Origin of the sequence: Sphingomonas sp. ASY06-1R (assembly GCF_052180265.1) — a bacterium.
GTDB lineage: Bacteria > Pseudomonadota > Alphaproteobacteria > Sphingomonadales > Sphingomonadaceae > Sphingomonas_I.
This window is the reverse complement of the sequence record NZ_CP197464.1, coordinates 1675809-1698394: the sequence shown is the minus strand read 5'-3', so window position 1 is coordinate 1698394 and position 22586 is coordinate 1675809. Positions and strand designations below refer to the sequence as shown.

Genomic DNA, 22586 nt, shown 5'->3' with positions numbered 1-22586 from the left:
GCTGATAATTCCTATTGGGCCTGGATTGCTTCGCCGCTGAACGGCTCGCAATGACGGCATGGACAGACGCTTGATTGCCCTCGACCATAGCAACGATTCCCTTTTCGCCTTTCAATCCCTACCTGAGCATCATGAACAAGCGTGCGCGCGTCCTCCTGTTGAATGCCGCGCTCGGCCCGCTCGATTATCGCGTCGATCCGCAGCATGACGTCCAGCCCGGCTCGATCGTGCTGGCGCCGCTCGGCCCGCGCCAACTGGCCGGCGTGGTGTGGGAGCCGGAGCATATGCCCTCCGACGCGGAAGTCGGTGACAATCGCCTGCGCCCGCTGGCGGCGGTCTATGATCTCCCCCCGCTCAAGGAGTCGCTGCGCCGCCTGATCGAATGGACCGCGGATTATTATCTCGCGCCCCCGGCCGCGGTGTTGCGGATGGCGCTGGCGTCCGCCTCCGCTTTGGACGGGGCGCGCACGATCGTCGAATATCGCCCGACCGGCCATGTCCCGCCCCGCCAGACCCCGCAGCGCGCGCAGGCGCTGGAACGGCTCGAAAATCGCCAAGGCATCGTGCGCGAACTCGCGACGATCGCGGACGTGTCCGATGGCGTCATCCGCGGCCTGATCAAAGCCGGCGCGATCGAGCCGGTCGAAGTCCACGTCGACGATCCCTTCCCCACGCCCGATCCGGATCATGCCCGCCCCGATCTTTCGCCCGAGCAGACGGCGGCGGCGCAGCGGCTGACGCAGGCGGTGGACGCCAAGGCCTTCGCGCCGATCCTGCTCGACGGCGTCACCGGATCCGGCAAGACCGAGGTCTATTTCGAAGCGGTCGCCGCTGCGATCAAGGCCGGCCGGCAGACGCTTGTCCTGTTGCCCGAAATCGCGCTGACCGAACCCTTCCTCAAGCGCTTCGCCGCGCGCTTCGGCCATGCGCCGGTGGCGTGGCATTCGGACCTGCGCCAGTCCCAACGCCGCCGCGCGTGGCGCGCGATCGCCAGCGGCGAGGCGCTGGTCACGGTCGGCGCGCGCTCGGCCCTGTTCCTGCCCTATCGCGACCTCGGCCTGATCGTGGTCGATGAAGCGCACGAGGCCAGCTTCAAGCAGGAAGATGGCGTGATGTACCACGCCCGCGATGTGGCCGTGATGCGCGGCCATTTCGAAAGCGTGCCGGTCATCCTCGCCTCGGCCACCCCCGCGATCGAAACGCGCCAGCAGGTCGCCCAGGGCCGCTATGAGGAGGTCAAGCTCCCCCTGCGGTTCGGCGGCGCGACCATGCCCGATATCGCCGCAATCGACCTGACCCAGGACCGCCCCGATCGCGGCCGCTGGCTGGCGCCGACACTGGTGACGGCGGTGCAGGACACGCTGGCGCGCGGCGAGCAGAGCCTGCTGTTCCTCAACCGCCGCGGCTACGCGCCGCTCACCCTGTGCCGCCATTGCGGCCACCGCTTCAAATGCCCCAATTGCACCGCGTGGATGGTCGAGCATCGCCTGACCGCGCGGCTCGCCTGCCACCATTGCGGCCACGTCATGCCGCCGCCGCGCGCCTGCCCCGAATGCAAGGAGGAGGATGCCTTGGTCGCCTGCGGCCCGGGCGTGGAGCGCATCGCCGACGAGGTCGCCCTGCTCTTCCCCGACGCGCGCACCGCGATCGTTACCTCGGACACCTTATGGTCGCCCGCCAAGGCCGCCGAATTCGTCCACCGGATGGAAGCGGGCGAGATCGATATCGTCATCGGCACCCAATTGGTGACCAAGGGCTATCACTTCCCCAACCTGACGTTGGTGGGCGTGATCGACGCCGATCTCGGCCTGTCGGGCGGAGACCTGCGCGCCGCCGAACGCAGCTTCCAGCAGATCGCACAGGTCGCCGGCCGCGCCGGACGCGGCGCCAAGGCCGGCCGCGTGCTCGTCCAGACGTTTGAACCCGACGCGCCGGTTATCCAGGCGCTCGTCTCGGGCGACGCCGATAGCTTCTACGAAGCCGAGACCGAGGCGCGCCGCCACGCCGGCGCCCCGCCCTTCGGCCGCTTCGCCGGCATCATCGTCAGCTCCGAAAGCCTCGACGAGGCGGTTAACACCGCCAAGGCGATCGGCCGCGCCGCCCCCCGCGTCGAGGGCATGCAAGTCTACGGCCCCGCCCCCGCTCCGCTCGCCATGCTGCGCGGCCGCCACCGCCAGCGCCTCCTGGTCCACGCCCGCCGCGCGCTCGACGTCCAGGACGTGATCCGCGACTGGCTCGGCCCGATCGAGAAACCCCGCGGTGTGCGCGTCGCGGTGGATGTGGATCCTTATTCTTTTCTTTGACCTTAAATCCGTCATCCCAGCGAAGGCTGGGATCCTTGTCTCTCACGAGCCAAAAGGCGCCGGGCGGTGGCAAGAGGTCTGGTGGTGCGTAGAAGCCAGCGTCCGAACACGCCGACAGGATGTGACATGAACGACGTGAATAGTGCGCGGCGCGCTCGCAATGAAGAGCGTGGCCACGAGCGGGCAGCCACAGACCGTGGAGTGCGTCGGCTTCATCCGGCAAAGCCCATGCTTGCCGCCAAAAGGGAGATGCCGGTAAAGTGGTATCATGGTCCATGATCTTCCGATTGGCCGTGCGCTGCTGCGCTTCCGGCGCCTGAACGGGATCAAGCAGGGGCATATCGCCGAGGTGCTGCGCGTGTCGCAGGGCAGCGTTTCGCGCTGGGAGAATGGCACGCATGCGCCGGACGAAGACCATCGCTGCAGGATCGCGGCGTTGATCGCGGCGCATGCCGATAATGACGGCGACGCCGCGCTCAAGCGGCTGATCACGAGCTCGACGCTGGCCGTGCATCTGGTGTGCGATGCGACCCATGTCCTCCTCGCCGCGTCGCCCTCCCGCGCCGCGAATTTCAAGGGCGGCGCGGATGCGCATATCGGGACCTCGCTATGGCGCTATGCCAGTCCGGAGATTTTGGAAGCCGAAGCGATGCTGGCCGACAGCGGCTGGTTCGAGCGCCCGTTCCAGGCCTGTTCGTTCCTGACGGGCGCGAATGGCAGCGAGGATGTTCCGGTCCGCCCGAGCCTCGTCCGGTGGGAGACCGTACCGCTCGCGGACGGGCGTGTCGGGCGCGTGACGACCACACTCTCTTCGCACGCATAAAACATTCGTTTCCCGAGTGACGACGCCCGGCTAGCGCGGGGCGATGGCACGCTCCTGGCTTCCCGTTCTGTCGCTCTGGCTGATCGGCGTGCTGGCGGCGGCACAGCTGGCCAAGTTCGCGGTCATGGCCCCGCTATTGCGCGCGCGATTCGGATTGTCGCTGGCGCAGGCGGGTCTGCTGGTCTCGCTTCTCGAGGTCGGCGGCGCGCTGTTCGGATTTGCCGCAGGGCTCGCCATCGGCCGGCTCGGCGCACGGCGCCTTCTCTCCGCTGGCCTGGCCCTGCTCGCGGCCGCAGGCGCAGCGGAAGGTTTGAGCAGCGGCGCCGCGGCCCTTTTCACCGCGCGCGCGGTGGAAGGGATCGGCTACCTGCTCGTCGTGATCGCCGCGCCGACGATGATCATCAGCGTCACGACGACAGCCAGCAGAGCCGCCGCGCTGGCATTGTGGAGCACGTTCGTGCCGGTGGGCATGGCGTGTGGGAGCGCGCTCACCGGGCAACTGGTCGATGCGGTCGGGTTCGGCGGGACGAACATGGTCTGGTCGGCGGCCTGTCTGGCCGCGCTGATGGCGTCATTGCGCATGCGTCCGTCGCCGGTTGCGCCGCGCGCCGGGATCGCGCTGCCACAGGTCGGCGCGTGGCTCGCGACCCTCGCGTTCGGATGCTACACGGTGTTCGTCTCCGCGCTGACCGCATTGCTGCCGACGTTCCTGGTCGAGCGCACCGGCGCCTCGATCGGCGGCGCCAGCGTCGCGACCAGCCTGGCCTCGATCGCCGCTCTCCCGGGCGCGGCTATCGCAATCTTGATCCTGCGCGGCGCCCGCAGCGGATATCGCCGGCTGGCGGCCGCAATGATTGCGATGTTGCTGGCGACCATGATGCTGGCGCCGGGCACGTTCGTTGTCGCCGCGACAGCGCCCCTACGCCAGACCACTGCCTTTGCCGTTCTGGTCGTAGCGCTCAGCGCCGTGGCGGCCTCGATCGTGTTTACCCGCCTGCCCGCGCTCGCCGGCGCCCGATCCGCCGAGGATAGCCGCATCGCCGCCGCCAACGGATTGGTGACGCAATTCGGCGCGGCCGGCGCGCTTGTCGGCCCGCCGCTCGGCGCGCGCGTGGTCGAGACCTGGGGTTGGCACGCCTTGGGCCTGGCGATTACGATCCTCGCGGGCGCGATGCTGGCCCTCGTGCTGCTTGCCGAGGGAATATCGCAACCGCTCCGTCAGCGCCGTGTGCGTGACGATATCGAGCCATCCACCGGGGAGGCGCGCACGTGACCATGTCGGATCAGACCCGTCGCCTAACCGCCATCATCGCCTTTCTGCAGGCGGCCGCGGCGCTCAAGGACACGTTACGCAGCGGCCGTACGGCGTGCGGGCGGCAGGAGAGCACCGCCGAGCATAGCTGGCGACTGTGCCTGATGATCATGGCGTGCGAGCGCGACCTCCCCGGCTATGACCTCGCCCAGCTGCTCAAGCTGGCGATCGTCCATGATCTCGGCGAGGCGATCCATGGCGACACGCCGGCGACCGAGCAGCACCAGGATCCTGATCGCGCCGAACGCGAGCGCCGCGACATGTCCACATTGTGCGCGCCGCTGCCGGAAGACGTGCGCGCGGACATGCTGGCGCTGTGGGAGGATTATGCCCAGGCGCGCTCGCCCGAGGCCCGACTGGTCAAGGGGTTCGACAAGCTCGAGACGATGCTGCAGCATCTGGCCGGCCGCAACGCACTCGATTTCGACTACGCGTTCAACCTTACCTATGGCGCGGCTCAGACCAGCCAGCACGCTGTGTTGCGCGACATCCGCGCAATCGTCGATGGCGAGACCAAAGACCGGATCCTTTCGCAACCGTCCTGATGGTTTCGGTGCGAAACTGACCGAACGAACGACAGAAGACCCGACTTGCCCGATCGCGTCGATGTGGTCGGGCGCGGGTTACCGCACCGCATTCGCCGCGGCATCGATCCCCGTCTTCGCCCTGGCCTCGGCACCGCTCAGCCGCGCGCGATAGGCCTCGAACCGCGCGCGCATCGCGTCATGGCGCGCCTTCAGCAGCGCCTTCGCCGCCTCGCGGAAGGGAACCGGCTTGCCCGCCGTCTCGCGATCGGTAAGGTCGATGGACATCGCCGTTTCCTCGTTCGTCGCCAGGATGCTGGTGCACGTCTGCGCATTGGTGATGGCGATGCTGGTCGCGACTTTGTTGTCGGTATTGGCGATGCTGGTCGCGACCTCATTGTCGGTCTGCCGGATCTCTTCGCGTATCTTGGCATCGTATCGCGCGAGTTCCGCCTCGTTGGACAGGTTGACGAAGCCGCCCCCCCCGGCGCGCGCCACCGCCGCCAGCTTCGCCGCCTCGCCGCCCGGCAGCTTGAAGCCGATGACGTTGACGATCGCGCGCGTGCGCCCGGCATTGATCCGCTTGGCAGCAGCCACGGGATCGCCACCGCACGTCTCCTCCCCGTCGGACACGACATAGATGATCTGCTCGCCCGGCGTGGAGGAGGCCGCCAGCAACCCCTCCGCACGATCCAACGCGGCGGCAAGCGGCGTCCAGCCGATGGCGCGCACCTGTCCCAACGCAGAGCGATACCCCGCCCGATCCTGTGACATCGGCGCCATGATATCGACCGCCGCGCAGGATTTCGCCTTGCCTGCCTCGCTGTTATTCCCCTGCTGCCCGAACACGAGCAAGGATGTCTGGACCGACGGCGGCAGGCCGTCGACGAAGCTCCGCGCCGCCTCGCGCGCCAATTCCAGTTTGGTCTTCGCGCCCATGCGCCCCGCCATCGAACCCGATCCGTCGATCATCACGATTACGCGCGTCGGCGGGACCTGCGGACCCAGTTCACCCGCGCGCGCCCTCAGCGCAGGCTGCTTGAGCACCACGTCCTTCTTGAAGCAGGCTTCAGGATCCTTTTGCGTGAATTGCGCGACATAGGCCCGGGCTGCGTCCGTTGCGCCCTGCACGGACGTTTCCATGGCGGCGCGGTCGCGATCGGATGCCGCCTGGCGATCACTGGAGGGCTTGCCGCACCCCCCGGCCGCAAGCGCCAGCAGACAGCACGTCACGTTTCGCAAAAGACTGAAAGTCATGTCAAATGCCCCCTGCGGCGCGAAACTGCCATAAGCCTATAAAAAAGGACAGGGCTGGCATGCGGCAGGCGGTTTCCGGCTATTCGCCCTCTGCGTCGAGGATATCCCGCGCCCTTTCCCGGTACCAGTGGGCCGACGCGCGGTTACTACGCGCTGCGAACCAGCGGGATGTCGTCAAGCGGCTCGGCTACGAAGCACGAATAAGGCCGACGATGGGCCCCTTTCATGACCGGCCCGGGCTTGTCCGAAATCGACATGGTTCATCCCGCCTGTGCAGCCTCGCACCTCCGCCACGGCGCGAGCGTTTCCACAAGTGCGGGTTCCGTTCGCCCGCGCCTCACCGTCCTGACCAACCCTCGGCTGACCAGATGGGCGGTTGCGTCTTGCACCGCGCGCTTGGACAATCCGACGCGTTCGGCGAGCTGTTGATGGCTTATTGCGATCGGCTTGCCCCGTCCGACGCTGAAGATCGCCAGATATACCAGATAGGCAGACGGCCGCCGATCATGACCGACAAGGTCACGCATGAGCGTGTCCAGGACATAGGGGTCGATTCCGATTTCACCCTGCATGCTATAGCAATGCCTGCGTCGCTTCGCGGCGGCAACCGTCCGCGATAGAAAGGCGTGAGGAGGCCGGCATGATCAAGCACCTTAAATTCGCCAGCATCCCCACTTCGGACCAGGACCGCGCGCTGGCCTTCTGGACGGAGAAGATGGGGTTCCGGATCAAGACCGATCAGGCGATGGGTCCGCAGCGCTGGATCGAGCTTGGCCTGCCGGGCGCGCAGACCGATATCGTTCTGTTCACGCCCGAAGGTCAGGAAGATCGGATCGGCACCTTCTTCAACGGATCGTTCCATTGCGACGACGTCGAATATACCTATCGACAGCTCAGCGCGCGGGGGGTCGACATCAGTGCACCTGAGAAGCAGCCGTGGGGCAGCTTCTCGCGCTTCCGCGATCCAGACGGGAACACGTTCATATTATCGAGCCGCTAATTCGGCCGTCCCCGCGCGTCGGCGCCCTGCCCTGCCGGTTGGCCGGGATCAGTTCGGCGCAGCGCGTCGCTTCACCCTGCCAATCCATTTCCGACAAGCGGCATCATGCGTTCAAATCCTCAAGGGTCGGCTGCGAATAGACCATTGCCGCAAGATCGGTGAGCAGGTCCGGCCCCGTCGGTTTCCAGCCAAGCCGCGCAATGGTCCAGGCGTTGGACGCGGTCATGTCGAGCCCCGCAAAGGGTGCCATCCAGCCGAAATAATGTGCGACCTCGTCGGCTGTGACCGATCGGACCGGCAGGCCCGTCCCCTTTCCCAGCGCCTCGGCGATGGCGCGTCCGCTGACGCCCTCCTCCACGGACGCATGATATCGTGCCCCCGGCTCCCCCTTTTCCAGCGCCAGAACGTACAGCTTCGCCACATCGCTGACATGCGCCGCGGCCCAGCGCATTTTGCCTTCGCCAAGATACGCCACCGCTCCGGCACGGCGGGCTTCGGCCAGCAACGGCGTGATCAGTCCGGCTTTCGTCGTATCATGCACCTGCGGCAGCCGGATCGTGCGCACATCGATGCGTCGTGCGGTCAGCGCGGCGCCAGCAAGCTCGGTCGCGATGCGGGGATTGGCGTGGTGCGGGTTGAGCACGTCCTCGGTCGCCGGACCGCCGTTCAGCGGTGTGCCGATGCCCACACCTGAAGTGATCAGCATGGGCTTGTCCGTCCCTTCCAGCGCCTCGCCCATCGCGCGTATGTTTCGCTCGTCCTTCCTCGTATTCTCGAAAAACTTCTCGAAATCATGATCGAATGCGCAGTGGATCACCGCATCCGCCGCGGCCGCGCCGCTGGCCAGCGTCGCCGGCTGATCCAGATCGCCGCGATGGACTTCGACACCGGCAGCTTCCAGCGTCCGGGCGCCGACGTCGGAGCGGGCGAGGCCCAGCACCGCATGACCAGCCGCGCGTAACTCGGGAATGATGTGCGAACCGATGAACCCGGTAGCGCCGGTGAGAAATACGCGCATGATAATCTCCTTGCTGGTGGAGAGGCATGTCGCCGCCCATCGGAACATGTTAAAGTAGTGATCTTATCCAGGTATAAACCTCAACAGGATTCACGATGGCCAGCGAAGCGCCCAACCCGCTCGGCAGCTATCTGCGCGATCGCCGCACCCGGCTTGACCCAGCGGCATTCGGCTATGGCGGCCGCAGGCGCACGCCCGGATTGCGCCGCGAGGAGGTGGCAAGCCGGGCCAATATCAGCGCCACCTGGTACACCTGGCTGGAGCAGGGTCGCGGGGGGGCTCCGTCAGCCGACGTTCTGGACCGTATCGCCAAGGGCTTGATGCTGACCGAGCCGGAGCGGGAGCATCTGTACATGCTCGGCCTTGGGCGTCCGCCGGAGGCGCGCTACCAGCTCGTCGACGGTATCACCCCGCGCCTGCAGCGGGTGCTCGACGCGATGACCTTCAGCCCCGCCATCATCAAAACGGCGACGTGGGACGTGGTCGGCTGGAACCGGGGGGCGGCCAGGTTGCTGACCGACTACAGCAAGCTGCCGCGCGAGGGCCGCAACATCCTCCGACTGATGTTCGGCAGCGCCCATGTCCGCGCCCGGAACGAGGATTGGGAAGGCATTGCCCGCTTCGTCGTCGGCGCGTTTCGGGCCGACGTCGCCCGTGCGGGCGCCAGCACCAGCGCGGAGGTGACGAAGCTCGTGGCCGAGCTATCCCGCATCAGTCCGGAGTTCGAGGCGCTGTGGCAAGACAATGACGTGGTCGCGCACGGCGAAGGCGTAAAGCGCATCCACCATCCGGAGGCCGGGCTGCTCGCGATGGAATTCTCCTCGTTCGCCGTCGAAGGACGCCCCGAACTCGGGATGATCATCTACAACCCCGCTACGCCGGACGACGCCGAGCGACTGCGCGCACTGCTTGAGGCTTAAGCGGCGAACTCCTTGGGCAATAGCGATGCCGTTCGCCTCGACATATCAAGCGCACCTTCAAGAGGACGCAAAGGCAATTGCTACTCGCGCTCCCGCGTATAATCGGCTTTGTCTCGGTACCAGGCCGCCGAAGCGCGATTGCCGCGCGCCATCGCGAGATCGCCATCCTCCCCCTCCGACGCCTGCGGCGCCACCTCCCCCTGGCGGGGGAGGATTGATGAACAGCGCACCAACTGGCTCGAAAGAAGCAATCCTCCCCCGCCAGGGGGAGTTGGCAGGCGCAGCCTGACGGAGGGGGAGGTCCGCCCTCAGCTCCTGGAACGGATCCGACCTGAACACCAAGGCTGCCGACGCCTCCCTGTATTCCGTCGCCCGGCTAAGCACGCGCGCCGCGCGGGGGCAAGGCCAGCGAACCGGCAAGGTTTGCGCATTCGGCAAAAAGCGTCAGCCCATGGTAGCGTTCAATCGTCGAGGTGCTGATGCGGGGAGAATGTAGGTGGGGGTAGGACGGCGCGCGTTTCTGATCGGCGGCGTTGCAGGGGCCGCTGTCCTCCATGCGTCGGGCAATACCGAAGCTGCGGCGGCGGTCCCTGGCGCCAGGCTCGCCCCGACCCCGCCGATGGGCTGGAACAGCTGGAACAGCTTCGCCACGACGATCACGGAGGCGCAGGCGCGCGAAACCGCGGAGATCATGGCCGCCAAGTTGCTACCGTTCGGCTATGACGTCTTTACGGTCGATATTCAGTGGTATGAGCCGCAAGCCTCCAGTTATACCTACAATGCCGATCCGGTCCCCACGCTGGACAGCTATGGCCGACTTTTGCCCGCGCCCAACCGTTTCCCCTCCAGCCTGGCCGGCCGCGGCTTCGCACCGCTCGCGCGGGACATACATCGCCTGGGGCTGCGGTTCGGCGTCCACCTTATGCGCGGCATTCCCCGCCTGGCGGTGAAGCGCAATCTGCCGGTGTTCGGCACGCGCCACCGCGCGGGCGACATTGCCGACACGGGCAGCATCTGCCCGTGGAATCCGGACATGTACGGCGTCGACATGACCCGGCCAGGCGCACAGGCTTATTATGACAGCGTATTCCGCCTGTTTGCCGAATGGGGCGTGGATTTCGTCAAGATGGACGATATGAGCCGTCCCTACGACGCGCATGCGCTTGAGATCGAGGCCGCGCACAAGGCAATCGCCGCCGCAGGCCGGCCCATGTTGCTGAGCCTTTCGCCCGGCGAAACCCCCGTCGTCCGCGGCGACCATGTGCGACGTCATGCGCAGATGTGGCGCATCTCTGACGATTTCTGGGACGAATGGCCGCTGCTCGAGGCCCAGTTTACGCGGCTGGAAAATTGGAGCCCTTACTGCCGGCCGGGCGGCTGGCCCGATGCGGACATGCTGCCACTCGGGCGGCTCGCGCTGGGCAAGCGCGACAGCCGGTTCACGCGCGACGAGCAGCGAACGGTCATGACCTTGTGGTCGATCGCACGTTCGCCCCTGATCATGGGTGGAGACCTCCGTCATCTGGACGCTGCCACGCTTGGGTTGCTCACCAATCGCGAGGTTTTGGCCGTCAACCAGGCCAGCAGCGACAACCAGCCGCATTTCATCGCGGACAACACCCGCATCTGGTCGGCGCGACCGGCAGACGGCAAAGGTCGCTACGTCGCGCTGTTCAATACGGGCAAGGCCGAAACCGAGGTCTCCATATCCCTGGCCGACCTGAGCTTGTCCGGGACGCAGCCGGTGCGGGACCTGTGGGCGGGGCGCCAGCTGGCACCCGTGTACAATAAATTTTCCCAGCGAATTCCGTCGCATGGAGCGGGCCTTTATCGCGTCGGCTGATCGCAATCGCAGCTATCCGTTTCTCGGATGTTGTCGGCCTATCCAGCACCAAGGCGCCGACGCGCCATTGTCGCGCCTGGCGATCCATCGCGAGATCGCCATCCTCCCCCTCCGACGCCTGCGGCGCCACCTCCCCCTGGCGGGGGAGGATTGATAAACAGCGCACCGACCGGCCCGAAACAAGCGATCCTCCCCCGCCAGGGGGAGGTGGCAGGCGAAGCCTGACGGAGGGGGAGGACGGCAGGCAACTCCGGGAGCGGTTTTCCAGAACCCCACGACGGTCTTTCCTGTCCACAACCGGTGCACGATCTGTGAGAAGGGCGCAAACTGCCACCGGCACACAGCAGCCTTGCCCAGCATATTCCGCTCCATGGCGCGGGCCTCTACCACGTCGTCTGATCGGGATCGCGGGTGTGACACATCACTATGGCCTTGAACCGTTAGATCTTTTCAGGGGGCGGCGCCTTCCGTCCTGCCGGACCGTCGGAAACAAACAGAGGGGACACGACGATCAGCCTACCCCCACGGTAGTCGAAGACAACGCCGGTCGTGAAGCGCGGCGCTATCAACGCAGTCCGACCGACTGACGAACGTCGCAATTAGAGCACGGCTTCCAGGCCACTTTGCCACCACTTCTACCCAGATGCCGACGTCACCCCGGGCTCCAGCACTTCCCCGGTTCGGGCATCGGTTGAGCTCCCCTGAAGGGCACCGCCTGATGATATGCAACGTTCCCGCCCTGGCTAGTCGGCAGGATAACGCTACTGCTACCAAGCTGCGATGCCCCTCAGGATTACCGATTTCCAAACCAACCTGGTGGATCACCCCCGGGTGCGCGCCTGGTTGGAGATCCACGGCCCTCTCGAGAGACAGCTGGAGTCCCTCGGACGGGCGGTGATGGAAAAGCTCGCGCTTTCGGCGGGCGAGCGCGTGGTAGATGTAGGCTGTGGGATAGGCGGCATACCGACCGCCTTATTTGGGGCAGTGGGACCGAATGGTCGGGTCGTCGGCCTGGAGCTGCTGCAAGCCGCGGCCGATCTAGCGCAGCGTGCTTACGGTATACGGGACAGCGTCACCATTTTGCACGGAAACGCGGAAAGATACGACTTCGAGCCCCATTCATTCGACGTCATCTTCTCCCGCTTCGGAATTATGTTCTTTGAAGACCCCGTAAGCGCCTTCCACAACCTCCTGAAGGCGCTTCGCCCCGGCGGGCGGCTCGGCTTCGTCTGCTGGCGGGACCTCAGCGAAAACGAGGTGGATTATCTGCCGCTTCAGGCCGCCTCTCCCTACCTCCCGGCGGACCTCGTGGGCATGATCGCTTCGTCCGGATGGTTCTCCTTCTCCAATGCCAGACACATTCGCTTCGTGCTTGGGGATGCCGGCTTCGTCGAGGTTGAGATCGCGTCGCGGGACATAATGGTTGGCTGCGGGAGCGTTCAAGAAACGGTGGATGTCTGCTCTCGAGTGGGTGCGCTCGGTGCCATCTTGCGCGAGCACCCGCACTTTGGCCAAGACGCTGTCCCAGCGCTCAAGCGCGCCTTGGAGGAACGAGACGGCCCCACGGGCCCGACCCTCCGGGCAGCGACCTGGATAGTCACAGCGCGCACGCGGCACTGAGATGGCGGCTGTTCTTGGTCCATCGGGGAAACCCCTCTAAGCGGCGCCCGCGGGTTCGGTGCTCTGCTCGCGCACGCATCAGGTCCTGCGCGGACCATGAAGGGGGAATTGTAATGAAGGCGGGAATCCTTGCAGGCGCGCTGGCGTTGCTATTGCCCTCACTGGCGCAGGCCCGCGCCTCCGAATGGTGGTATGTCACGCAAGGGGCCGACAAGGTCCTGTTCGTGGATGTCGCATCGATCGAGCGCGACGGTGACATCGTGCGTTACGAAGCGAGCCAGATCTTGCGCGAGGCCGGCAATCCCGCCGCTTCGGTGCGCGCTGCGATGATTGCGGATTGCGCCAAGCACACCGAAACCTGGGATTTGGTCCTGCGCTACGGCGCCAACGACGAACGGCTCGACAAGACCGCGATCAGCTATGCGGGTCCCAATCCGGTCGAGGCGGGCACGGTCGGCGACGTGCAGCTGCAATTCGTCTGCGCCGATGATCGCAGCGAAACCGGGGGTTTTCCCCTCGCGATCGACCAGGTGGCGTTTGCCGAAGCGCTCATCGCCGACACCAAGGGTGCGGTCGCGCCCGCGGACCTTCACGAAAGGATGCGGAAGGATCCGAAAGTGCCGGTCATCCGCTCTACAGCGCCCGGGCCCGAGACCTTCGGAACGGTGCAAGTTACTGCGGCAGGCCACGCCGTCGTCCCGCCACGCGATTACGCCAAAGGCGTGCAGATCCCCGACGCCAGCCAGTACGACACCGCTGAAAGCGGCGCGATCTACGACATCGCCTATGTCGGGATCCAGAAGGGCCAGCTGACCTTCGATCTGCGCGGCTACAGCATTGACGATCTTGCCCATGCCAGCAGCGGCCAGACCATGCGCTTCCCGCTCTCGCAAAAGTCGGTTCGCATCCAGAACATCGCCATCACGGTCGTGGAGGCCACGCCGCAAAGCCTCCGGTTCCGCGCAAGCCTCGCGCCAAAGGACGGGGATGACATGCCGTTCGTCTGCAACGATCCGGCCTGTACAACGAAATGATGGGCACTACCTGGACGACTGTCTTCGATCATCTGCTTTGCGGACCCGATATAGTCTCAGGACATCGTAGCAATCCGATGTAATGCTTACCGCATGTCGGATGATCCGGATCAGGGGTCGCAGAAGCCGGGCCAGCGGTGGGGAGACCCGGACCGGAACTGGCATCTGAGACACCGATCCTCCACAGCCGCGCCTCAGCTCGACCGCGTCACCACCTTTGCATTGGACAAAACAAGAACAAATTGCTATGCCAGCGGGAGGGACAGCGGCTACTCCCACCGCACTGTGTCGACGCTGTTTGACATTGTCAGTTTGAAGATATGCAGCGCGTGCAAGCCCCCGCGCTGCGCTAAACGAACCGCATTGGTACAATCATCTAGTTCGTTTCTGATGTTTTTGATTTGGCAGCGCTTGGACTCCGCTTTGAACGGCGATTGTCCAGCCGGGCGGCAGATAGTCGGTCGACATGTAATAATAGAGCCGGCAGCGCCCGTCGCTGGTATAGCTCGATCCCTTCACCAGCCCGAAGGCGATCGAGCCGCTGAACACTGGGCCGCCGCTGTCCCCACCTTTGCAGGTGGGGCCGCGGACCGCGACCCAGGTCGGCTCGCACGGACCGGCACACAGATCGCCCGGCGGGGCGTAATCCACGAACAGCACCTCCGCGCAGCTATAGCCGGTCCGCTCGCCGCGATGGCACACGACATCGCCCGATCGCGTGCTGTCCCGATTGCGCCAGCTGGTGACCGGGCGCGATATGGTCTTGCCCTTGTCAGCAAAGAACAGCGGGGCGAAGGCCTGCCCGCCCAGGTGGATCTGGACGTCCTGATAGCGCGCGCCCCACGCGCCGATCATCGTCAGCGGCAATTCGCCACCCGCCGGCTCGATATAATCGAGCTGGTCGGGACAATGGGCGGCGGTCGCGAGGCCCACCTGCGTGCCGTCGGTGACGACGAAGCCGCTCGTGCAGACGCCGCGCCGGCCGATCGCCGGGTCCATGCCGATGACGCGCCCCCCGCCCTGTGCGGCGAGATCGACGTCGGCATCCGACCATACCCGGATCTGCACAGGCACGCCCGCAATGGCCTGCAGCCGCCCCGCCAGCGCGTCGGCGCCGTCGTCGCCGACATCGCCGGCCTTGACCATCACGACCAGCGTGCCCGTTCGCGGATCGACCCCCATGCCCGGCGGGCTGCGCAAGGCGGCGCGAATAGCGGCCTGATGGGCAATGATCGCCGCCAGAATCTGCGCGCGGGTCGCGGGGGCGCCGGTCTGGACGGTGACGGGCACGGTCAGGCCGCCGGCCTGGATCGTCTGATCGGGGACCGGCGTATCGCCCGTCAACAGCATCACGAACCGGAAGCCGCCGTCATGCACGATCCACAGGCCGGCCAGCCGGTCGCGATAGGCCTGCTGCAACGCATCGGTCGCGGCGACGCTGTCTTGCTGCGCTTCCAGCTCCCGGATCGCCTGCGGCAGCGTCACGCCGTAAAGGCGCGCATATTCGCGTCCGTCCTGCGCCAGCGCCTCGACCGGCGTCTGGATCACCGGCGGGGCCGCTACCGCCCGATCGGGCACCACCGGGGCCGCACGCGACATGACCGGCGGCTGCGCCATCGCCTGGACCGCGCCCAGCACTGCTACGCCCGCAAATATTGCTGATCGCCACCGCACCGGCGGCTATTGAATTGGATGAGTCTCGGACGCCAGCCCTCTTTCATGCAGCCCATCGATTCTGATAAGGGCGCGAGGTGCTTACACAGACTTCGCCCGCCGGCCCGATCCGCTCGCTTGCGCTTTTGCTCCAGAAATGGGGCGGCATGGCCAAGTTCCGCCACCATCCTCGCGTGGCCGTGTTGCTATATCGCGCAGCGATCGTGCTGGACGGCGACTTGCCGTTGGCGCGACGGGAGTTGGCGAAGGCGCGGCCGCGCGCCCCCGGCGGCGTTCCCCATCTGAATTCGGTGGGGATCGGGACGACCGGCACCTGCAACGCCTCCTGTATCCATTGCCCCACGGGCAAGGCCAGCACCGCCAACTCGCCGCGCGGCACGATGCCGATGGATCTGTTCCGCAAGATCATCGACGGCATTGTCGAAGAAGGCGTCGCGATCGAAAGCCATATCGCGTTCGGCCTGTTCGGCGATGGACTGGTCGATCCGCTGGTGGTCGAGCGCGCCAAATATCTGCGTGCGGCGCTGCCCGATGCGCTCTTTTCGGTGAATACGAACGGCGCGGCCTTCAACGCCGTGAAGCATGCTCCGCTCTATGATCAGGTGACGTTGCTTTCGCTCCACTGCGAATCGCTGACGCCGGAGACTTATGATTATTTGATGACCCCGCTGCGCGCGAAGAATGTCTTTCCCAAATATGAAGCCATCTTGAAGACCTTCCCCGGCAAGGTGCGGGTCAGCGTGCCGGTCAGCCGCGCCAATCGCGACGAGATTGAGCGGATGCGCGACTGGTTCATGACGCGTGGCGCGCACGAGGTCGTCTTCGATCCGATGTCGAGCCGCTGCATGGAGGATCGCAGTCTGTACGAGAAGCTGTCGCTGTCGCCCGCGCGGATACGTTGCACCTCCACCGTGACACGGGATCTGATCATCGACTGTGACGGCCTGGTGGTCCCCTGCTGCAACGACTTCGCCCGCGAACAACCGCTTGGTGACCTGACCAAGGAAAGCTTCGGCGCGTTGATGACCAACCTGAAACGCCGCGAGTTCGCGCAGGCGATGGACGGCGGCGCACATGATGCAATCCCGCTCTGCAGCCGCTGCTATGGCGACGTCCGCACGGAGAATTTCCCGTTCGATCATCCGGTCGTGCCCCTGCCCGCCTGAACCGCCTCACCCCTGCGACAGCAGACCCGCTCTTGAAAGCCTCGGCATGCTGAAGTGGCTGCGCCAGCGGCGGGAGCGCCGGACGGGATTTCCCGCGGCGCGCATTAACAATCGCGATCTGACGGCGTTGCTGGCGCACGTCAGCACGCGCGGCCATCCCAATCTGAACCGCCTGCGGCTGATCGCGAACGCAATCGATCCGCTGTCACTGAACATCAAGCAGATGGGCTACCAGCTTGCCCGGCAGCTGGCGGATGCCCTGCCCCCGCCTGCCGCGACGCTCGCCCGGAAACATCATCTGCACAGCAGCCTGTCGACGCAGGCGGCGATGGAAAGCGACTGGGTCGCTTATTGGTGTGCGGCGCTCAAGATACCGGTCGCCTACCATCGCAAGCTGTGGGAGCTCTGCTTCGTCCTGCAATGTCTCTACGACGCCGATATGATCATGCCCGGCCGGCGCGGGCTGGGCTTCGGCTGCGGCATCGAGCCCATACCCAGCTATCTTGCGGCGCATGGCGTCACCGTGACGGCAACCGATCTTCCCGCCGAACATGCCCATCGCTCGGGCTGGATCGAGACGGGGCAGCACGCCACGTTGGATGGGCAGGCGTGCATGGACCATCTGGTCAGCCGCGCGGTGTTCGACGAGCATGTCGCGCTGCGGTTCGTCGACATGAACCGGATACCGCCCGACCTTGCCGATTATGACTTCTGCTGGTCGATCTGCGCGCTCGAACATCTCGGCTCGATCGCCGCGGGATTGGCGTTCGTCGAAAACGCCATGGCCTGCCTGCGGCCGGGCGGCGTGGCCGTGCACACGACCGAATTCAATATCCGCAGCGATGGACCCACGATCGACAATTGGATGACCGTCGCCTTCCAACGCCACCACATGGAGGCGCTGGCGCAGCGGCTCCGCGCCACCGGCCACGAGGTCGCCCCATTCGACTTTGACCTGGGCAGCGGCGTGCTGGATCGCTTTGTCGACCTGCCCCCTTATCATGGCGATTTGCCGCCCGAACTGGCCGATTGGCTCGGGCCGCCAGCCCACCTGAAAATGACGATCGACGGGATGATCGTGACATGCATCGGCCTGGTCGTCCGCAAAGGATCGAATTAGGCGCGCGCATGGGCATCGTGACCGACGCGATGGTCGCCTGTAAAGGGGGTACCCGCGACAAGATCCTGCAACCCAAGACAAGTATTTGATAGCGCGCTACAATCATCGATATTCGCCGGACGAGGATACTGGCGAACGGATAGCGGGGCGAAGCGTTGGAACATTCAGGCCTGCCGGGAAAGGTGCAGCTCGACAGCCGGACGCTCGGTTGGCGCAATGTCCATCTTCTGCGGGTCGAGGAACCGGCGGAAACCGACCCGTTCGACGTCTATTCGCAGGACGCCCAGTCGATCGTTCTGATCAAGAGTGCGGCCGAAAGTGATGGACGGCCCAATATTGAAAGCCGGCGCGGCGCCGGCTGGATCGGCGCCCGATATCGCAGCGGCGATATGGGAATGACAGCGGCCGGCCGCGGCGCCACGCTGCGTTGGCGGAACGGCACGCCGCACACCACGCTTCACGTCCGGCTAAGCGCCCACCTGCTGGAGAAAGCAGCGTGCGAGGCAAACCGCAGCATCTGCCACGACGATCTCGACCGCCTGTCGCTGCATGATCCGGTTCTCCGAACGATGCTGTTGGCGATGGAGAGCGCTCTGGAACGTGGTGCCACCGGCTTCTACGCCGACGCCGCTGCGCATTTTATCGCGGCGCACCTGATCGAGGGTCAGCCTTTAACCGCCCGGCCGCCAGCCCTGGCGAACCCAAGCGCGATCCCGCTTCGCCGAATGGACGACTTCCTTCAGGCGAAGCTTGCCGAGGACTTTCTGCTTACGGACTTGGCCGATCATGCCGGTCTCGGCGTTTTCCAGTTGATCCGCTTGTGCAAGCTCCACCACGGCGAAGCCCCATTCCAGCGGCTGCAGCGCTTCAGGATCGAACGATCGCGCCAGCTGCTTCAGGAACGCCGCCTCAGCATCACGGAAATTGCGTTCGAATGCGGCTATGCCAGCCCGAGCGCCTTCGGCGCCGCATTCCGGCGGGCCACGGGCATGACCCCACGGGCGTATCGCGACCTGTGATGGCGCAATAGCGCACGAGTAGCGCAGCCGCGCGAGAGACGCGCCGGAGGGGCGTCGTCTAGGAATGAGCCGCGACATCAGAAAGCGGCGACCTCCATGGCAGAACAACAACCCGGTCCGTCCGGCCCGGCGGCAAAGATCGAGCGACGCGACATTCTGGCCGGCGGTCTGGCCGGAGGCATATTGGCGACGCTTCCCGCGGGCGATGCCGAAGCATCGCTCGTTGCGCCGCGCGACCGGACGTCCAGCCGCCTGTCGCTCACGGTCAACGGCGCAGTGCATGCGGTCGATATCGATAATCGCGTGTCGCTGCTGGATTTGCTGCGCGAGCGATTGGGCCTGTTCGGTACCAAGAAGGGCTGCGATCACGGCCAGTGCGGGGCCTGCACCGTCCATATCGACGGCAGACGCGTTGCCTCCTGCCTGACGCCCGCCGTCCAGACGGTCGGCCGCGCCGTCACGACGATCGAGGGCATCGCCGACGCCGACGCGCTTCACCCGATGCAAGCTGCCTTCGTCGCGCATGACGCGCTGCAATGCGGCTATTGCACCCCCGGCCAGATCATGGCGGCCATTGCCTGCGTCCGAGAGGGTCATGCGAACTCGGCGGAGCAGGTTCGCGAATATATGAGCGGCAATCTCTGCCGCTGCGGCGCCTATTCGAACATCGTTGCCGCAATTCTGGCAGTCGCGCCAAAGATGGAGCAGCGGTGATGCAGCCCTTCAGCTATCTTCGCCCGACATCGCTTGCCGAAGCCGTGAACAGCGCCGCGCGATCGCCAGACACGCGCTTCATCGCCGGCGGAACGACGCTGTTCGATCTGATGAAGCTGGACATCGAGGCGCCGGCCACGCTGGTCGATGTCACGGCGCTGCCCGGCGTGGACAAGATCGAGGTCGCGGCGGATGGTCTTGCGATCGGATCCTTGGCGCGGATGGCGGACGTGGCGTCCCACCCGATCCTCCGCGATCAATATCCGGCGCTTTCGGAGTCGCTCTGGAAAGCCGCCTCGCAACAGCTCCGCAACATGGCCACGGTCGGGGGCAACCTGCTGCAGCGGACCCGCTGCCCCTATTTCCGCGGTGGCGAGCCCTATCGCTGCAACAAGCGTGTCCCGGGCAGTGGCTGTTCCGCGCAAAGCGGCATTGATCGCAGTCTTGCGCTGTTTGGCGGAAGCGAGGCGTGCATCGCCAATTATCCGGGCGACTGGGCCGTCGCGCTGGTCGCGTTCGACGCCGCGATCGAGGTCGCCGGTTTGGACGGCGTTCGCACCATCCGGGTCGAGGAATTGCACCGGGAGCCGGGCCATACCCCGCATATCGAGACGGTGCTGCATCCGGGTGACTTCATCAGTCGCATTCTCGTTCCGGCAGCGGCAACCGCCCGTGCCTCAACTTACCACAAGGTTCGTGATCGCGAATCCTACGCATTCGCGCTTACCTCGGCGGCGGTCGGCGTCGATATACAGGGCGAACGGGTTCGCGACATTCGGATCGCGTTGGGCGGCGTCGGTGCCAAGCCGATGCGGTGCCGCGCGGCTGAAAACCTGCTCAAGGATCAGCCCTATTCGCGCGAGCTGGCGCTGAAGGCCGGAGAGACTGCCTTCATCGGCAGCCGCACCTCCACCCACAATGCCTTTCGTGTGCCGCTCGGAATCCAGACGGTCGCCGATGCGATCGACATCGCCGTGAAAAGGGCCTGAGCGATGAACCCAAGCTATCCCAAGATCGCGCGCGTCGATGCCGAGGACAAGGTTCGCGGCCGGCCGATCTACGCAGCCGACCGAAATCTCGACGGAATGCTGCACGCCATGCCCGTCACGGCCACGATCGCAAAAGGCAAGGTCACCGGGATCGACGCGCGCGCGGCATTGGCATTACCCGGCGTGCGGCACGTGCTCACCCATCTCGATATGGCCGGAGTGAAGCCCGCAGGTTTTCTCCTTGGCGGCGGATATGGGTTTCAGAGCATCCAGCCAATGATCGGACCGGATATCGCCTATCGCGGACAACCGATCGCCCTGGTCATCGCGGACACGTTGGAAGACGCGATTGCCGGCGCGAGCGCCGTGCGCGCCCGCTACGCACAGGAGGCATTCCGGACGACGCTGTCGGGCGCACCCGACACGGACATTGTCGACCAACAGGGCTCGCCGCTTCCTCAGGAGATGTTCGGTGATCGCAAGGTCGGCGACGCCGATGCTGCTTTTGCGGCTGCGCCTGTCCAGGTCGACGCGCGATACACATCGCCACCCCAGCATCAGAATCCGATGGAACTGATCGCCACCATTGCCGAGTGGAAGGGCGACGCCCTGATCATCCACGAGGGCACCCAGAATAGCGGCGCGCTCAAGTTCGGGCTCGCCAAACAGCTGGGCATCGATCCGTCCAAGGTCACCATCGTGTCGCCCCAGGTAGGTGGCGCATTCGGGCAGAAGAATTCCATGCAGATGCAGACCGCTCTCGCCGCGGTGGCTGCACGCAAAAGTGGCCGTCCGGTCAAGCTGGTCGTTCCACGCACGCAGATCTTCCATGACGCAAGCTTCCGGCCAGCCAGCCGACATCGTATTCGCCTGGGTGCCACCGCTGACGGAAATATCATGGCGGCGATCCATGAGGTGGACCAACAAACCTCGCGCCATGATCTGTTTCCCGGCTCCCATGCCGAGGTGACCGCCCGCTTTTATGCCATCCCCAACTTTCGCGGGCGCGAGCGGTTGGTGCGAAGCGATGTTCAGACCCCCGGCTATATGCGCGCGCCGTACGAGCATCCCGGCAGCTTTGCCTATGAAAGCGCGGTCGACGAACTGGCCCAGCAACTGCAGATAGACCCGGTGCGGCTGCGCCTGATCAACGACGCCGCGGCCGACCCCTTGACCGGCAAGCCGTTCTCCTCTCGTCATGTGCGGGAGACGCTGGAGGAAGGCGCGCGCCGGTTCGACTGGAAGCGGCGTTCGGCCGCCCCGGGATCGATGACGACGCCTTCCGGAGACAAGCTGGGCCTGGGCGTCGCTATCGGAATGTACAAAGGCGCCACTGCAGCAGCGCGCGCAAATCTCGAGGTGACGGCAAGCGGATCCGCCATCATCGCGGTTTCCGGTCACGAAATGGGTCAAGGTATCCAGTCTGCGGTTGCCAATTATGTGTCCGATCGGCTCGATCTACCGGTCGAAAAGATTGCGGTGCGGGTTGGCGAACCGGCCGCCGTGACCCAGCATCTGACCGCAGGATCCTGGGGTACGGCGACGGCACTGCGGGCCGCCGGCGCTGCGATCGACGCGCTGGCCGAGCAACTTGCGATCGCTGACGTGCGGGCGTTCCGGCGGGCTTTGCGGGCGCAACGACGCGATCAGATCCGCGTCGACGTGCAGAGCAAGGCGCCCGGCCAGCCCGATCAGATTTTCGAGCGGCTGGACGGTGGCCAGGTCGCAGCGCTCGGCCCCGTCTACCCCGACTTCGTCACGATGAGTTCGATCGCCCACTTCGTGGAAGTACATGTCGAGCCATCTACGCGCCGCGTGCGGGTGGCCCGTATCGTCAGCGTTGCCGATTGCGGAACCGTCGCAAGCCCGACCACGGCCGAGAGCCAGGTGCGCGGCGGCGTCATATGGGGGATCGGCGCAGCGCTACGCGAAGTGAGTGAGACGGACCCGCGGTTTGGCGGCTTTCTTAACGCCGATTTTGCGGACTATGTGGTGCCCGTCAATGCGGACATCGGCTCGATCGAAGTCGCGTTCATCAACAAGCCGGATCCGCTCATCAACGCGGCGGGGGTGAAAGGACTTGGCGAAGTGGCCATGACCGGTGTCGCGGCCGCGATCGCCAACGCGGTCTACCATGCCACCGGCAACAGATATCGGGATCTTCCCATAAGGCTGGATCAGATGTTCGCCTGAGCTTTACCGACCGCAAATGCGATCGGAATGATCATCATTCAACGCTGATGGCAGCTC

General features: G+C 65.5%; 19 protein-coding genes. 15 read left to right on the top strand and 4 right to left on the bottom strand.

Annotated elements, in window-relative coordinates:
- Nucleotides 1-131 precede the first annotated feature (131 nt).
- From ACSBM8_RS08255 to ACSBM8_RS08240, 4 genes are all read left to right on the top strand, one after another.
- Nucleotides 132-2303, top strand: coding sequence for a primosomal protein N' (locus ACSBM8_RS08255; protein WP_442681150.1), 2172 nt, complete (start codon nucleotides 132-134; stop codon nucleotides 2301-2303).
- 268 nt (nucleotides 2304-2571) lie between these two features.
- Nucleotides 2572-3126 carry a helix-turn-helix domain-containing protein gene (locus ACSBM8_RS08250; protein WP_442681149.1) on the top strand — a complete coding sequence of 185 codons (555 nt, stop codon included), beginning with the start codon at nucleotides 2572-2574 and terminating at the stop codon, nucleotides 3124-3126.
- Between the two features lie 43 nt (nucleotides 3127-3169).
- On the top strand, nucleotides 3170-4399 hold the full coding sequence (locus ACSBM8_RS08245) for an MFS transporter (protein WP_442681148.1): 1230 nt from the start codon (nucleotides 3170-3172) through the stop codon (nucleotides 4397-4399).
- A gap of 2 nt (nucleotides 4400-4401) precedes the next feature.
- Nucleotides 4402-4983 (top strand): HD domain-containing protein, encoded by a 582-nt coding sequence (locus ACSBM8_RS08240; RefSeq protein WP_442681530.1) that lies wholly within the window; start codon nucleotides 4402-4404, stop codon nucleotides 4981-4983.
- 78 nt (nucleotides 4984-5061) lie between these two features.
- Here ACSBM8_RS08240 and ACSBM8_RS08235 read toward each other — a convergent pair whose 3' ends face one another.
- Entirely contained in the window at nucleotides 5062-6219 is a 1158-nt protein-coding gene (locus ACSBM8_RS08235; RefSeq protein ID WP_442681147.1) for a vWA domain-containing protein, read from the bottom strand.
- A gap of 640 nt (nucleotides 6220-6859) precedes the next feature.
- Here ACSBM8_RS08235 and ACSBM8_RS08230 point away from each other — a divergent pair.
- A complete protein-coding gene (locus ACSBM8_RS08230) occupies nucleotides 6860-7219 on the top strand; it encodes a VOC family protein (RefSeq protein WP_442681146.1) in 360 nt (119 codons plus the stop codon).
- 103 nt (nucleotides 7220-7322) lie between these two features.
- Here the strand turns inward: ACSBM8_RS08230 and ACSBM8_RS08225 are convergent, their stop codons facing one another.
- The gene (locus ACSBM8_RS08225; protein ID WP_442681145.1) at nucleotides 7323-8237 is read right to left on the bottom strand and encodes an SDR family oxidoreductase; all 915 of its coding nucleotides are present in this window, start codon (nucleotides 8235-8237) and stop codon (nucleotides 7323-7325) included.
- A 95-nt stretch (nucleotides 8238-8332) separates the two neighbouring features.
- Here ACSBM8_RS08225 and ACSBM8_RS08220 point away from each other — a divergent pair, with 95 nt between their 5' ends.
- Nucleotides 8333-9157, top strand: a complete 825-nt coding sequence (locus ACSBM8_RS08220) for a helix-turn-helix transcriptional regulator (protein ID WP_442681144.1) — start codon at nucleotides 8333-8335, stop codon at nucleotides 9155-9157.
- A gap of 80 nt (nucleotides 9158-9237) precedes the next feature.
- On the opposite strand, the gene ACSBM8_RS08215 is transcribed toward ACSBM8_RS08220, so the two are convergent.
- Entirely contained in the window at nucleotides 9238-9387 is a 150-nt protein-coding gene (locus ACSBM8_RS08215; RefSeq protein WP_442681143.1) for a hypothetical protein, read from the bottom strand.
- A 266-nt stretch (nucleotides 9388-9653) separates the two neighbouring features.
- Between ACSBM8_RS08215 and ACSBM8_RS08210 the strand changes: the two genes are divergently transcribed.
- The 3 genes from ACSBM8_RS08210 to ACSBM8_RS08200 all read left to right on the top strand — a co-directional run bounded on the left by ACSBM8_RS08210 (nucleotide 9654) and on the right by ACSBM8_RS08200 (nucleotide 13654).
- Nucleotides 9654-11000: a glycoside hydrolase family 27 protein gene (locus tag ACSBM8_RS08210; RefSeq protein ID WP_442681142.1), complete on the top strand. Its 1347-nt coding sequence runs from the start codon at nucleotides 9654-9656 to the stop codon at nucleotides 10998-11000.
- 780 nt (nucleotides 11001-11780) lie between these two features.
- Nucleotides 11781-12620, top strand: coding sequence for a class I SAM-dependent methyltransferase (locus tag ACSBM8_RS08205; protein ID WP_442681141.1), 840 nt, complete (start codon nucleotides 11781-11783; stop codon nucleotides 12618-12620).
- Nucleotides 12621-12733: 113 nt separating this feature from the next.
- The gene (locus tag ACSBM8_RS08200) at nucleotides 12734-13654 is read left to right on the top strand and encodes a surface-adhesin E family protein (RefSeq protein ID WP_442681140.1); all 921 of its coding nucleotides are present in this window, start codon (nucleotides 12734-12736) and stop codon (nucleotides 13652-13654) included.
- 372 nt (nucleotides 13655-14026) lie between these two features.
- Here ACSBM8_RS08200 and ACSBM8_RS08195 read toward each other — a convergent pair whose 3' ends face one another.
- The gene (locus ACSBM8_RS08195; RefSeq protein WP_442681139.1) at nucleotides 14027-15328 is read right to left on the bottom strand and encodes a hypothetical protein; all 1302 of its coding nucleotides are present in this window, start codon (nucleotides 15326-15328) and stop codon (nucleotides 14027-14029) included.
- A 77-nt stretch (nucleotides 15329-15405) separates the two neighbouring features.
- Between ACSBM8_RS08195 and ACSBM8_RS08190 the strand changes: the two genes are divergently transcribed.
- From ACSBM8_RS08190 to ACSBM8_RS08165, 6 genes are all read left to right on the top strand, one after another.
- The gene (locus tag ACSBM8_RS08190) at nucleotides 15406-16494 is read left to right on the top strand and encodes an SPASM domain-containing protein (RefSeq protein WP_442681138.1); all 1089 of its coding nucleotides are present in this window, start codon (nucleotides 15406-15408) and stop codon (nucleotides 16492-16494) included.
- Nucleotides 16495-16540: 46 nt separating this feature from the next.
- Entirely contained in the window at nucleotides 16541-17614 is a 1074-nt protein-coding gene (locus tag ACSBM8_RS08185; protein WP_442681137.1) for an SAM-dependent methyltransferase, read from the top strand.
- Nucleotides 17615-17769: 155 nt separating this feature from the next.
- Nucleotides 17770-18633 (top strand): helix-turn-helix domain-containing protein, encoded by an 864-nt coding sequence (locus tag ACSBM8_RS08180; protein WP_442681136.1) that lies wholly within the window; start codon nucleotides 17770-17772, stop codon nucleotides 18631-18633.
- A 96-nt stretch (nucleotides 18634-18729) separates the two neighbouring features.
- The gene (locus ACSBM8_RS08175; protein WP_442681135.1) at nucleotides 18730-19347 is read left to right on the top strand and encodes a (2Fe-2S)-binding protein; all 618 of its coding nucleotides are present in this window, start codon (nucleotides 18730-18732) and stop codon (nucleotides 19345-19347) included.
- The gene (locus tag ACSBM8_RS08170) at nucleotides 19347-20336 is read left to right on the top strand and encodes an FAD binding domain-containing protein (RefSeq protein WP_442681529.1); all 990 of its coding nucleotides are present in this window, start codon (nucleotides 19347-19349) and stop codon (nucleotides 20334-20336) included. Before ACSBM8_RS08175 ends, ACSBM8_RS08170 begins: the two co-directional genes overlap by 1 nt.
- 3 nt (nucleotides 20337-20339) lie before the next feature.
- On the top strand, nucleotides 20340-22529 hold the full coding sequence (locus ACSBM8_RS08165) for a xanthine dehydrogenase family protein molybdopterin-binding subunit (RefSeq protein ID WP_442681134.1): 2190 nt from the start codon (nucleotides 20340-20342) through the stop codon (nucleotides 22527-22529).
- The last annotated feature ends 57 nt before the right edge of the window (nucleotides 22530-22586 follow it).

Bases quoted from the DNA above. Each gene is read 5' to 3' on its own strand.
- ACSBM8_RS08170 (WP_442681529.1), top strand. From the start codon at position 19,347: ATGCAGCCCTTCAGCTATCTTCGCCCGACATCGCTTGCCGAAGCCGTG.
- ACSBM8_RS08220 (WP_442681144.1), top strand. From the start codon at position 8,333: ATGGCCAGCGAAGCGCCCAACCCGCTCGGCAGCTATCTGCGCGATCGC.
- ACSBM8_RS08235 (WP_442681147.1), bottom strand. From the start codon at position 6,219: ATGACTTTCAGTCTTTTGCGAAACGTGACGTGCTGTCTGCTGGCGCTT.
- ACSBM8_RS08255 (WP_442681150.1), top strand. From the start codon at position 132: ATGAACAAGCGTGCGCGCGTCCTCCTGTTGAATGCCGCGCTCGGCCCG.
- ACSBM8_RS08205 (WP_442681141.1), top strand. From the start codon at position 11,781: ATGCCCCTCAGGATTACCGATTTCCAAACCAACCTGGTGGATCACCCC.
- ACSBM8_RS08185 (WP_442681137.1), top strand. From the start codon at position 16,541: ATGCTGAAGTGGCTGCGCCAGCGGCGGGAGCGCCGGACGGGATTTCCC.
- ACSBM8_RS08200 (WP_442681140.1), top strand. From the start codon at position 12,734: ATGAAGGCGGGAATCCTTGCAGGCGCGCTGGCGTTGCTATTGCCCTCA.
- ACSBM8_RS08225 (WP_442681145.1), bottom strand. From the start codon at position 8,237: ATGCGCGTATTTCTCACCGGCGCTACCGGGTTCATCGGTTCGCACATC.
- ACSBM8_RS08175 (WP_442681135.1), top strand. From the start codon at position 18,730: ATGGCAGAACAACAACCCGGTCCGTCCGGCCCGGCGGCAAAGATCGAG.
- ACSBM8_RS08240 (WP_442681530.1), top strand. From the start codon at position 4,402: ATGTCGGATCAGACCCGTCGCCTAACCGCCATCATCGCCTTTCTGCAG.
- ACSBM8_RS08245 (WP_442681148.1), top strand. From the start codon at position 3,170: ATGGCACGCTCCTGGCTTCCCGTTCTGTCGCTCTGGCTGATCGGCGTG.
- ACSBM8_RS08250 (WP_442681149.1), top strand. From the start codon at position 2,572: ATGGTCCATGATCTTCCGATTGGCCGTGCGCTGCTGCGCTTCCGGCGC.
- ACSBM8_RS08230 (WP_442681146.1), top strand. From the start codon at position 6,860: ATGATCAAGCACCTTAAATTCGCCAGCATCCCCACTTCGGACCAGGAC.
- ACSBM8_RS08165 (WP_442681134.1), top strand. From the start codon at position 20,340: ATGAACCCAAGCTATCCCAAGATCGCGCGCGTCGATGCCGAGGACAAG.